The following is an 11,851-nucleotide window of genomic DNA, read 5'->3' as shown; positions in this document are numbered from 1 at the left end:
GGCTCAGGCGCAAGAACTTGCTGCACCGCTTTCCTGCCGTTTTCCTGCGCAGCCTTGCGGCGGCTGCCAGCCGCCTTCAGCCTGTTTGCTGGCGCTGTTTCATGGACTCGATCCAGGGCGGTGCAACGGACGGTGCGCCGAACAGAAAGCCCTGCAGGCAGTCGACGCCGTTTTCAACAAGGAATTCAGCATCTTCCCGGCTTTCCACCGATTCCGCGACAATGAACATGTCAAACTGCTTGGCAATCCCGACCAGGGCCCGGACAACCGCCTGGTTGTCGTGGTTGGCGTGAATACCGCGCACAAACTGGCCGTCGATCTTGACCGCGTCAAAGAAGAACTGGCGGAAATGGCCGATCGCGGTGGTGCCGGCGCCGAAATTGTCGAGCGCAAAGGCAATCCCGTGCTGCTGCATCCGGCCGGTGAAATCAGTGACCAGCTCCGGTGCCGCCATGGCCGACGCCTCGGTGATTTCCAGCACCAGCCGCTCGCCCAGGGCGGGGTCGCGTTTCAGGAAGCTTGCCAGCACCCGGGTCCAGCGCTGATAGCCGATGGAGCGGGCCGACATGTTGACGGACAGCCGGATATGCGGGGATTTTTCCAGCGCCCGCAACCCGTGCTGCAGCGCCAGGCAGTCCAGTTCGCGGCCGATTTCCTTGTCCTCGACCACATGCATGAACTCGCGGGCGGGAATCACCCGCCCGGTCGGGTCCAGCACCCGGATGTATCCTTCGTAAAAGGCGACGCCATGCGGTGCCATTGCCTGCATGACGGGCTGGTAGGCCAGCACGGTCTGATCGTGCCGCACCGCTTCGGCCACCATATCCAGCGTCGACCGGTCGCGGCCGGCCACTGCCGCGTTCAGCGGGTTTTCGGAGCCTTCGGGCAGATCTGCAAGGGGGTGTTGTCTGTTCATGTGCTGCTGCGGCCCTGTTCCGGCAAAGTTGTGACACAGTATGATCCTTGCCGCAGCTTCAGGCAAAAGGGTTGAGGCGGAATTAAAGATCGCATTTGAATGATTTGCCTCGGGCGCCCCGGCCTCAGCCGCCGAAGCCGGGGGTGCCGGCGTCTTCGGGGTGGCGCGCCAGATGGCCGGCCTTGATCCGGGCCGAGGTCCCGCGGCTGCCGTCATGGCTGTAGCCGGGCGGCGCAAAGGCATAGAGCAGCCGCTGTTTCCAGCTCAGCCCGGGCTGGGCCATGTCCTTGAAAAGAGCCGCCCATTCATGAAAGGCCACCCGCAGCGGGTTGAAGGTGGCGATGTTGTGCACCAGGCCGAAATCGGGCCGGTCGTGGTCCTGTTCCGGCACGAAGGTGCCGAACATCCGGTCCCAGATGATGAACACGCCGGCATAGTTGCAATCCAGATAGCGCGGGTTCCTGCCGTGGTGGGCGCGGTGGTGGCTGGGGGTGTTCATCACCGCCTCGAACCAGCGCGGCAGCCGGGTGATCGCCTCGGTGTGGATCCAGAACTGGTAGATCAGGTTGAGGCCGCCGCAGAACAGCACCAGCGCCGGGTGGAAGCCCAGCAGCACCATCGGCGCCTTCACCGCCATCATGAAGGTGAAGGTGCCGGTCCAGGTCTGCCGCAGCGCGGTGGTCAGGTTGTAATGCTGGCTGGAATGGTGATTCACGTGCGACGCCCAGACCCAGCGCACCCGGTGGCCGAACCGGTGCACCCAGTAGTAGCGCAGATCATCCAGCACGAAACACGCCGGCACCGCCCAGAGCGAGGTGCCCATGTCCAAGGGCGTGATCTGCCACAGCATCATCAGGAAACCCCAGGCGAGAAAGCCCAGCAGCAGACCCTCCGCGACGCTGCCCGCGCCCATGATGAGCGAGGTCACGGCATCGCGGGTTTCATACCGCCCGCCGCGCCGCGTCAGGGCAATCCACAGGAACTCGGCCAGGATCGCGGCGATGAAGAACGGCACCGCCAGCTGGGTCGCGTCAGGGTAGGAAACCGGTCCGCTCATGCGGCCTCCGCCGCGGTTGCGATCCGGGCCAGCCATGCCCGGCGCTCGCCTTCCGGCAGGGTAAGGGAGAGGCCGGGGGCCGCGAAATCGTTGAAGTCGAACCGCAGCCCGGTGGCGGTCTCGCGGATCCTGCATCCGGACAGATGGCGGCCCGCGGTGCCGGCGCCGAAAGCCCAGAGCAGACCGGCGCCGCTGCCGGTCAGGACCAGCGCGGCCTGGCCGCTGGCGGCCGGCAGCACCCTGGCAGGGGGATCCTGGGGAAAGTGGCGCAGCCAGGTCGCGCGGGCGGTTTCAGGGCCCAGAACCATCTGCCGGGAGCACCCGGCCAGATGCAGCAGCGCGGCAATTGCGGATATCCCGCCCGCGACCAGGGCCAGCAGCAAGTCAAGCGGCATCACGTCCTCCCGCGGGCAGCTTGGCGGCCCGCGGGAAGGCTGTCAAAGGTGGCGTGGGGTCAAGCGCCGGGCGGCCCGCCGCCCGCCGCTAGCCCGCCATCGCAGCGGTGCGCGGCCGTGCCAGCACCTGGATCTGCACCACCCGTTCGACAAAGGGCACCAGCCCCTCCGGCCCGGAGGCGCGGTCCTTGAGGTGGATGCAGACATCCGGCCTGAGCGCGGCAATGATGCCGATGAGATCGCCGCGGATCTGGTCATCCAGCCCGGCCCCCATGATCACGCATTCGATGCGCGGCTCGTTTTCCAACTGGCGCACCACTTCCGGCTGGTCATGCGCGCCCAGCCATTGAATCGGCAGATGGTCAAGCTGCTCTGCGACATTGCCAATCACATGCGGCAGCTTGCCAATCAGTAACACAACAGGTTTCATTTCACTCTCCACCCTACAAGCGGGCGCCTCTTAGGGACGTCCCTCAAGAATGACGTAGCGCGAAATGAGCGGGGATCACGCCGGGATGAACTGCAGGGTGAGAGCGATGGCCGTCGGGCTAGGAACATCCAATATTGAAATGTGGTGGACATTCAATGTTGCCGGATGCTTTGTATTCGAAATGCAAACCTGAGTTGAAGGATGGATTGTTGAGCTTTTCTCATTTCAGTTCCAAACACGCGGTCAAAGCTGCCTGTGTAGTGACCTCAGCTGGCTTAGCGGCTTGCGCGCCACTGCCGGAGCCTGAGCCGCTTGTGCCAGCTCCTTTCCTCGAAGCGGACCGCCCTGCACCCAGAGGTAAAGCAACGCGCCAAGTGGCTTTCCGGTCAGATGAAAAGCGTTCCGGCTCTACTTCACCAGTCATTGCGTCGTGCAGGATCAAGGGCGCGGAATTTCAGGCCCGTTTTGAGACCCCTGCAACCTTGGCAATTCCAGTAGACGGTGAGGGGCGGGCTGCCATTGATTTGGTCAGCTGTAAATATGGCAATTTAGTAGCCGAATGGACGGGTATACCTGGCACTAAAACCCGCTGGGCTTCTGTCTGGTTTCCTGTCGTTGCAGCAAGTGACGGGAAAATTGAGAAAGGAGAGGCTATGTATTTATTTGGTGAAGATGAACAGGTGGACTTTGTGGTGTCATACGGCGGCTACATCGGCGCCATTAACGGCAAAGAGCCATAGGCCAGTCGAATCTGTAAAAACAGTTGCGGTTTAAGGCCTTAAGATCACATTGCGCTGCATAATTGCGGATCCCAAGGACCTATGGGAGTCCGCAGGGCATGGCGTCATCACCCCTCAGCCTCGCCGATCATCGCCTTGATGATCGCCTTGGCGCTGTCCGAATTCCACTCGGCATCGCCCAGCAGCCGCGCCACCTCGTTGCCGTCGCGGTCCAGGAGCACCGTGATCGGCAGGCCGATCACCGCCATCTCGCGGGCCAGCGCCTGTTTCGGGTCCTGGTGGCGGGGCAGGCTGGCAATACCGTTCTCGTCAAAGAATTTCCGGATGCCGGCGGGCGAATTGCGGCCGGTGGCGATGGTCAGCACCTGGAAATCATCGCCGCCGAACTCCTGCTGCAGCTCCTCCAGCTGCGGCATCTCCTTGCGGCAGGGGGCGCACCAGGTGGCCCAGAAGTTCAGCAGCACCACCTTGCCCTTGTAGTCGGCGAGGGTTGCGGTGCCCTGTTCGTCTTCCAGCTGGAAGGCGGCCGCGGACACATCCCGCGGCTCGGCATGCACCACCAGCTTCTTGAGCGAGCCGTCGCGCAGGGCCTCCAGCTGCGCCTGATCCGCGGCAAAGGCCGCATTTGCACCCAAGGTCAGGGCCATATAAAGGGAAAGCTGACGAAACAGACGCATATTATCTCCGGGGTTCCACACCATGACAGATCAATCCTCGAACCAGATGTGGGGCGGCCGCTTTGCCGCCGGTCCCGACGCGATCATGGAGGCGATCAATGCCTCGATCGGGTTCGACAAGCGGATGGCAGCCCAGGACATTGCCGGCTCCAGGGCCCATGCGGCGATGCTCGCCGCAACAGGCGTCATTACGGATAATGATGCCGAGGCCATTCGGGAAGGGCTGCTCACCGTTTTGTCAGAGATCGAGGCGGGAACTTTCCAGTTTTCCACAGCGCTGGAAGACATTCACATGAATGTTGAGGCCCGGCTGAAGGAGATCATCGGCGCGCCTGCGGGCCGTCTGCACACCGGCCGGTCGCGCAATGACCAGGTCGCGACCGATTTCAAGCTGTGGGTGCGCGACCAGCTGGACGCGGCGGAATCGGGCCTCTTGGCGCTGATCCGCGCGCTTCTGTCGCAGGCCGAGGCCGGCGCCGATTGGGTGATGCCGGGCTTCACCCACCTGCAGACCGCGCAGCCGGTGACCTGGGGCCACCACATGATGGCCTATGTCGAGATGTTCGGCCGTGACCTCAGCCGCGTGCGCGATGCCCGCAAACGCATGAACGAATCGCCCCTGGGGGCAGCGGCGCTGGCCGGCACCTCCTTCCCGATCGACCGCGAGATGACCGCGGCGGCGCTGGGCTTTGACCGCCCGGCGGCAAACTCGCTGGATGCGGTTTCCGACCGCGACTTTGCGCTGGAGTTCCTCAGCACCGCCTCGATCAGCGCCGTGCACCTCAGCCGCTTTGCCGAAGAGCTGGTGATCTGGTCCTCGGCGCAGTTCCGTTTCGTGACCCTGTCCGACCGTTTCTCCACCGGCTCGTCCATTATGCCGCAGAAGAAGAACCCCGACGCGGCCGAGCTGATCCGCGCCAAAGTGGGCCGGATCTTTGGCGCCAACACCGCGCTGATGATGGTGATGAAGGGGCTGCCCTTGGCCTATTCCAAGGACATGCAGGAGGACAAGGAGCAGGTGTTCGACGCCGCCGACAACTGGATGCTGGCGCTGGCGGCGATGGAAGGCATGGTGCGTGACATGAGCGCCAACCGCGAGAGCCTGGCGGCGGCGGCGGGCTCGGGCTTTTCCACCGCAACCGACCTCGCCGACTGGCTGGTGCGGGTGCTCAAGGTGCCGTTCCGCGATGCCCACCATGTCACCGGCACCCTGGTGGCGATGGCCGAAAGCCGCGGCTGCGATTTGCCGGACCTGACGCTGGCGGACATGCAGGGCGTTCACGAAGGCATCACCGAAGACATCTTCTCTGTGCTCGGCGTCGAAAACTCGGTAAACTCGCGCATGTCCTACGGCGGCACCGCGCCCGCCCAGGTGCGCGCGCAGATCGCCCGCTGGCAGGACGTCCTGGCAGGCTGAGGCCGCAGGGCCGCCCGGTGAAGGCCGTCTGGTGAGGGCCGCCTGGTGATGGCCGCCCGTTGAAGGCCGCATTTGCGGCAAGGAGGCAGACAATGCGCAACATGATCTTTGCTTTGCTGGGGCTGGCGCTGCTGGCTGCCTGCGGAGCGGACGGCGAGCCGGTGCAGCCGACCCTGAACGCCGGTGTCGGCGTGGGCGGCAGCGGTGTTCACGTGGGCGGCGCGGTCGGGCTGCACAAGGGGCCGGTCAGTGTGTTCCTGGGGTTCTAGCGGCCCTTGCACTTGACGCCTTGCTCTTGAAGCACCACTTCGGAACCGCCCCCGCAGACTGCCGGGGCGGTTTTTCTTTGGGGATATTGCGATGAAAGCTGCCGTTGTGATTCTGGCCCTGACCGGCCTTGCGGCCTGCGACACCGGGGCTTCGGCAACCAAACCGCTGCAAAAGCAGGAACCCGCCGCAACCGGGGTTACGGTTTCCGGCTATGGCCGGGTCGGTGTGTCGGGTACTTTCTGAGAACACGGGCAGGGCCCGTCCGGCCGATTGGCCCGGGCGGAAGCTGTCCGCTGCAGTGCTGTTCAGCCTGTGCTGTTTCTGATGCGCTGATCTTCAGCGGCAAGGAATGGCGGCGCCGCCAAGGGGCGGAGGCGGGACGGGAGGTTCCTCCCGCACGCTCAACGTTATCTCTGCGTGCCCCTGCCAAGGGGCCCTGTTCCAAGGTGCCGGGGGTGTCAGGCCCGGCGGGTGACCGCGATCAGGAGCCACAATGCCGAACCGGGCCTAAGATAGCGTGACAGGGGCGTGCGCAGGCTGCGCAACACCATCTGCGATGCGTTTGCCGCGGCCGCCGCGCAGTGAGTATTTTTGCAAAGAAGAAGGGGCAGGCTGCGCGTCTTCTTTGCCCGGATGCGCGACCCCCGCCGCGCGCCAGCGCGGCGCTGGGCCCAACGGGCGCGGTCGCATCTTTGATGCGTCTGCGGCGGGCGGGAGCGCTGCTTTGCTGCAGCGGCGCGGCCCAAGCCGGAATCATTTGATCCGTCTGCCCGTTTTGCCCTAAACGCGGGGTCATGGACCATTTTCTCTACCGCGACGGCGCGCTTTTCGCCGAAGACGTTCCCATCTCCGAGATCGCCGCGGCGGTGGGCACCCCGTTCTATGTCTATTCCACCGCCACGCTGCTGCGCCATTTCCGCCTGTTCGACGAGGCGCTGGAGGGCACCGATCACCTGGTCTGCTTTGCGATGAAGGCGGCCTCCAACCAGGCGATCCTGAAGACCCTGGCGCAGGCTGGTGCCGGCATGGATGTGGTCAGCCAGGGCGAATACCTGCGCGCCAAGGCGGCGGGTGTTCCGGGCGAGCGGATCGTGTTTTCCGGCGTCGGCAAGACGGCCGGGGAGATCCGCGTGGCGCTGAGCGGCGGCATCCGCCAGTTCAACGTCGAATCCGAGCCGGAAATGGAAGTGATCAGTGCGGTGGCGCAGGAGCTGGGCACCGTGGCGCCGATCACCATCCGGGTCAACCCGGACGTGGATGCCAGGACCCACGCCAAGATCGCCACCGGAAAATCCGAGAACAAGTTCGGCATCCCGATTGCCCGCGCCCGCGGGGTCTATGCCCGCGCCGCGGCGCTGCCGGGGCTGGAGGTGGTCGGCATCGACGTCCACATCGGCTCGCAGCTGACCGAGCTGGAGCCGTTCCGGCTGGCCTATCAGAAGGTGGCGGAGCTGACCGGGGTCTTGCGCGCCGACGGCCACGACATCCGCCGCCTGGATCTGGGCGGCGGCCTCGGCATTCCCTATGAGCGCTCCAACACCGCGCCGCCGCTGCCGGTGGAATACGGCCGGATGGTCAAGGACACCCTCGGCCACCTGGGCTGCGAGATCGAGATCGAGCCGGGCCGGCTGATTGCGGGCAACGCGGGCCAGCTGGTCTCCAGGGTGATCTACGTGAAATCGGGCGAGGGGCGCGATTTCCTGATCCTGGATGCGGCGATGAACGACCTGATCCGCCCGGCAATGTATGAGGCGCATCACGATATCGTGCCGGTGGAGGAACCCGCGGCAGGCACCGAAAGCCAGCCTTACGACATTGTCGGCCCGGTTTGCGAGACCGGCGATACCTTTGCCAAGCAGCGCGATCTGCCGCCGCTGGCCGCGGGCGATCTGGTCTCATTCCGCAGCGCCGGCGCCTATGGCGCGGTGATGGCCAGCGAGTACAACTCGCGCCCCCTGATCCCGGAAGTGCTGGTGCATGGGGATCAATTCGCGGTTATCCGCGCACGTCCCACCTTTGACGAAATGATAAACCGCGATACCATCCCCGAGTGGCTCTGACGCGATCCGGCGCGGGCCATCCTAGCATGAGGCCCGAATGCCCTTTGACAGACGTGCCGATCCGGTTCTGAAACACCTGCGCTGGCCCCTGGCCTTGACGCGGGCGGGTCTGGTGGCCGAACGCGCCATGCGCGCCTTCTGGCCGCTGGCGTCGGTGCTGATGACGGTGCTGGCGGCGCTGATGCTGGGGCTGCACCTGCTGCTGCCGGAAACCGTGGTCTGGACCGGTGCGATGGCGGCGCTGATTGCGGCGGCGGCGGCCTTTGGCTGGGGCGCCTGGCGGTTCCGGTGGCCCGCCCGGACCGAAGCGCTGCAGCGTCTGGACGAGACCTTGCCGGGCCGTCCGGTCACTGCCTTGCTGGACACTCAGGCCATCGGCGCCGGGGATGCCGCTTCTGTCGGGCTCTGGCAGGCCCATCAGCGCCGGATGGCCGGGGCCGCGGCACATGCCAAGGCGCCGCGGCCGGATCTGAATGTCGCTGCAGCCGATCCCTATGCGCTGCGCTATGCGGCGGGGCTGTTCCTGGCGGTGGCGCTGCTGTTCGGCTCGATCTGGCAGGTGGCCTCGGTCCGGGAGCTGGGATCTGACGGCACCGCCGCCCTCACCGGGCCGGCGTGGGAGGGCTGGGCAGAGCCGCCCGCCTATACCCGCCTGCCGGTCCTGTACCTGAACGATCAGCCCGAAGGCAGGCTGACACTGCCCGAGGGCAGCCGTGTCACCCTGCGGTTCTACGGCGAGGCAGGCGCGCTGACCCTGTCCGAAAGCGTCTCGGGCTCCGGCGCGGATCAGCCGCCGCCGCCAGACGGCGCCATGGAGTTCGATGCGGCCCGCAACGGCGGCTTTGCCATCGAGGGCAGCGGCGGCCGCAGCTGGCAGGTGGAGGTGATCCCGGATCATCCGCCCAAGATTGCGGTGGCCGGCCGGCCCGAGCTGGAAGACGACGGATTCACTTCGCTGGCCTTCAGCGCCCGGGATGATTACGGCGTGGCCGGCGGGCAGGTGCGGATCACCCTTGACCTGGCGGCGGTGGACCGGCGCCACGGGCTGGCCGCGGATCCCGACCCGCGCGCGGCGCTGGAGCTGGATCTGCCGCTGCCGCTGTCCGGGTCCCGCAAGGAGTTCACCGAAAAGCTGATTGAGGATTTTGCCCGCCATCCCTGGGCCAACCTGCCAGTGGTTTTCACCTTCTCGGCGGCGGACGAGGCCGGCCAGTCCGCCGCGGCCGCCGGCTTCGGGACGGATCTTGCCACCCGCCGGTTCTTTGATCCGCTGGCGGCTGCAGTGATCGAACAGCGCCGCGACCTTCTGTGGGCCCGTGGCAATGCGCCGCGGGTGGCGCAGATCCTGCGCACGCTGAGCCACCGCCCGGCGGGCCTGTTCCGTGACTACGGCGCCTACCTGCGGCTTCGCGCCATTCTGCGGCGGCTGGAAGGCGGCACGGTGCAGGGCACCATCGCGGAACCCGTCCAGACGGATATCGCCGCGGCGCTCTGGGATCTGGCGATGCAGCTGGAAGAAGGCGACGTGGGCGATGCGCTGGAGCGGATGCGCCGGGCGCAGGAGCGGCTGAGCCAGGCCATGCGCGACGGCGCCAGCGAGCAGGAGATTGCCCGGCTGATGCAGGATCTGCGCGAAGCGACCCAGGATTACCTGCGCCAGCTGAGCCGGCAGGCCGAGGCCGACGGGCAGATGCTGGAGCCGGGCGAAATGCCCGAGGACATGATGACCCTGAGCCAGGACGACCTGCAGGCGATGATGGACCGCATTCAGGAACTGATGAAACAGGGCCGCATGGCGGAAGCCGAACAGGCTTTGCGTGAATTCCAGCAGATGATGGAGAACATGCGGATGACCCGCTCGCAGCAGGGCCAGGGCGACGGCAGCGAGGGCCGCCAGGCAATGGAGGGGCTGGGCGAGACCCTGCGCGAACAGCAGGGGCTGTCGGACCAGGCCTTCCGCGACCTTCAGGAACAGTTCAACCCCGGTGCCCGCAGCGGCGAGAGCCAGGGCAACGAGGGCCGTGACGGCGGCCTGGGCCGCGGCCAGAGCCACCAGGGCGGCCAGGGCGGCAGCAGCGGCCAGGACGGGCAGGGCAATGAAGGCGCCGAGAGCCGCAATCCCGAAGGTTCCGGCCCCAATGGCCGCGAGCAGCCGGGCGGCAGCGGGTCCCTGGCGGACCGCCAGCAGGCGCTGCGCCAGCAGCTGCAGCGCCAGCGCGACGGGCTGCCCTATCTGGGCGGCGGGGCCGGCGACGCGGCGCGCGAAGCGCTGGACCGGGCGGGCCGTGCCATGGAGGGGGCCGAAGAGTCACTGCGCGGCGGCGACATGGCCGAGGCCATCGACCAGCAGTCGGAAGCCATGGAGGCGCTGCGCGAAGGCATGCGCAGCCTCGGCGAGGCGCTGGCGCAGCAGCAGCAGGACGGCCAGCAGACCGGCCAGGGGCAGCCCTCGGCCAATGCCCGCGGCGAGCGGCTGGATCCGCTGGGCCGGGGCAGCAACGGCTCCGTTGACGATGGCGGCAAGGTGGGGGAAGGCGGTGCCTACCGCCGGGCCTGGGATCTGCTTGAGGATATCCGCCGCCGGGCCGGTGAACGAGAGCGCAGCGAGCGCGAACGCAGCTACCTGCAGCGGCTGCTGGACCGGTTCTGAGGCCGGTTCTGAGGCCGGGCCCGCCAATGGTGCCCGGAGACCTGCCGCCGCCGCAAGCGAGAGCCCGGCAGGCCGGGTGACTGCAAGACGGGGTTACTGCAAGACGGGGTTACTGCACGCTTGTCAGGGACTTGACCTGGCCATCCAGCCACAGCCGCGCCTGATCCACCCAGCCGACATAACTGCTGAGCGCCGGATCCGCCTGCGGCAGTTTTTCCGCAATCAGGGGCGCGTTGTCATAGACCATGACCATCACCAGCGCGGCAATGAGCGACAGCGAAAAGCCGCGGGCAAAGCTGCTCCTGCGCCGCAGGGGAGGCTCTTCGGAGGCGGTCTGCGGGGCAGGTGCGGCACTGCCCGCGGAGCGCAGGGTGGAGTTGATTTCCTCGATGTCCGGCAGCAGTTCCTTGCGCGAGCCGGTTTCGGCGGCGGCCAGCTGGCGCGGGTCCTCGCCGCGGATGCGCGCCATCCGGTCGCGGGCCTGGCGGCTGCGGCGGGCGGCCTCATCTTCGGGCGCTGTGGCTTCCTCCAGCCCCAGGCCGGGCTGGGTTTCCAGGCTCTGGCCCTCTGCGGCGCGCAGCGAGGCTTCGCGCTCGGCCTCTTCGCGCAGGATGTCCGACAGGGCCGGATCCAGCCCGCGCTGCCGCTGCGGCGGCGCGGCCGCGGCGTCGTCTTCGGCGGCCCCAGTCTGCGGTTCCGGCTCATCCGCGTCTTCGCCGGCGCCGTCTTCGGCCTCGTCACCGGCGCCGTATTCAGCCCCGTCTCCGGCCCCGGCATCGGACCTGCCATCAGCGTCCTGCCCGGCCTCGGCCGGTTCCGGCCCGTCCTGAGCGGCGGCATCAGCGGCGTCTTCAGGCGTGCCAGCGGCGATTTCCTGGTCCGGCGCATCGTCGCCGGCTGCGGCAGAGGTGTCCTCAAACGCTGCCGCCGCGGGGATGTCTTCGGCCGCAGCTTCCGCTGCGGCGGCGCCGGCCGCAGCCTGGAACCAGGTCTGACCGCAATTGGAGCACTGCACATCCCGCCCTTCGTCAGGGATCACATCCTCGGGCACTTCGTACTGGGCTGCGCAATTCGGGCAGGTCAGACGCATCTTGCTCTCCTCGGCACCATCCCGCCGGCCAGCAGGCGGCAGGTTGTTTTTCAGTGGATTATATGCAGCCATGGCCCCTGGCGAAAGTGTCAATTGCCACCGCGCGCCAAGCCGGCCCGCTGCGGCGGCTTCCGCGCAACAGAGCCCCC

The 11,851-nt window shown here is 66.8% G+C and carries 12 protein-coding genes; 6 read left to right on the top strand and 6 right to left on the bottom strand.

From position 1 onward, the window contains the following. Window positions 1-76: 76 nt before the first annotated feature. The 4 genes from OKQ63_RS15670 to OKQ63_RS15655 form a co-directional block, all read right to left on the bottom strand. Complete coding sequence (locus tag OKQ63_RS15670; protein WP_264210975.1) at window positions 77-916, bottom strand: EAL domain-containing protein; 840 nt, start codon at window positions 914-916, stop codon at window positions 77-79. Window positions 917-1,040: 124 nt separating this feature from the next. Further along, window positions 1,041-1,973 carry a sterol desaturase family protein gene (locus tag OKQ63_RS15665; protein ID WP_264210974.1) on the bottom strand — a complete coding sequence of 311 codons (933 nt, stop codon included), beginning with the start codon at window positions 1,971-1,973 and terminating at the stop codon, window positions 1,041-1,043. Further along, window positions 1,970-2,368: a hypothetical protein gene (locus OKQ63_RS15660; RefSeq protein WP_264210973.1), complete on the bottom strand. Its 399-nt coding sequence runs from the start codon at window positions 2,366-2,368 to the stop codon at window positions 1,970-1,972. The genes OKQ63_RS15665 and OKQ63_RS15660 overlap by 4 nt, the downstream gene beginning before the upstream one ends. 88 nt (window positions 2,369-2,456) lie before the next feature. Continuing rightward, window positions 2,457-2,798, bottom strand: a complete 342-nt coding sequence (locus OKQ63_RS15655) for a hypothetical protein (RefSeq protein ID WP_264210972.1) — start codon at window positions 2,796-2,798, stop codon at window positions 2,457-2,459. 155 nt (window positions 2,799-2,953) lie between these two features. Between OKQ63_RS15655 and OKQ63_RS15650 the strand changes: the two genes are divergently transcribed. Beyond that, window positions 2,954-3,538 (top strand): hypothetical protein, encoded by a 585-nt coding sequence (locus tag OKQ63_RS15650; protein WP_264210971.1) that lies wholly within the window; start codon window positions 2,954-2,956, stop codon window positions 3,536-3,538. Between the two features lie 107 nt (window positions 3,539-3,645). On the opposite strand, the gene OKQ63_RS15645 is transcribed toward OKQ63_RS15650, so the two are convergent. Further along, window positions 3,646-4,215, bottom strand: coding sequence for a TlpA disulfide reductase family protein (locus OKQ63_RS15645; RefSeq protein ID WP_264210970.1), 570 nt, complete (start codon window positions 4,213-4,215; stop codon window positions 3,646-3,648). A gap of 22 nt (window positions 4,216-4,237) precedes the next feature. Here OKQ63_RS15645 and argH point away from each other — a divergent pair, with 22 nt between their 5' ends. The 5 genes from argH (at window position 4,238) to OKQ63_RS15620 (ending at window position 10,612) form a co-directional block, all read left to right on the top strand. Further along, on the top strand, window positions 4,238-5,632 hold the full coding sequence (argH, locus tag OKQ63_RS15640) for an argininosuccinate lyase (protein ID WP_264210969.1): 1,395 nt from the start codon (window positions 4,238-4,240) through the stop codon (window positions 5,630-5,632). 92 nt (window positions 5,633-5,724) lie between these two features. Further along, entirely contained in the window at window positions 5,725-5,901 is a 177-nt protein-coding gene (locus OKQ63_RS15635) for a hypothetical protein (protein ID WP_264210968.1), read from the top strand. Between the two features lie 91 nt (window positions 5,902-5,992). Then, window positions 5,993-6,145 (top strand): hypothetical protein, encoded by a 153-nt coding sequence (locus tag OKQ63_RS15630; protein WP_264210967.1) that lies wholly within the window; start codon window positions 5,993-5,995, stop codon window positions 6,143-6,145. A 551-nt stretch (window positions 6,146-6,696) separates the two neighbouring features. Beyond that, entirely contained in the window at window positions 6,697-7,962 is a 1,266-nt protein-coding gene (gene lysA / locus OKQ63_RS15625) for a diaminopimelate decarboxylase (RefSeq protein ID WP_264210966.1), read from the top strand. A 37-nt stretch (window positions 7,963-7,999) separates the two neighbouring features. After that, window positions 8,000-10,612, top strand: a complete 2,613-nt coding sequence (locus tag OKQ63_RS15620; protein ID WP_264210965.1) for a TIGR02302 family protein — start codon at window positions 8,000-8,002, stop codon at window positions 10,610-10,612. Window positions 10,613-10,721: 109 nt separating this feature from the next. On the opposite strand, the gene OKQ63_RS15615 is transcribed toward OKQ63_RS15620, so the two are convergent. Continuing rightward, on the bottom strand, window positions 10,722-11,702 hold the full coding sequence (locus OKQ63_RS15615) for a zinc-ribbon domain-containing protein (protein WP_264210964.1): 981 nt from the start codon (window positions 11,700-11,702) through the stop codon (window positions 10,722-10,724). Between the last annotated feature and the right edge of the window lie 149 nt (window positions 11,703-11,851).

It is taken from the genome of Leisingera thetidis (assembly GCF_025857195.1).
Lineage (GTDB): Bacteria > Pseudomonadota > Alphaproteobacteria > Rhodobacterales > Rhodobacteraceae > Leisingera > Leisingera thetidis.
This window is presented reverse-complemented; position numbering and strand designations above follow the sequence as displayed.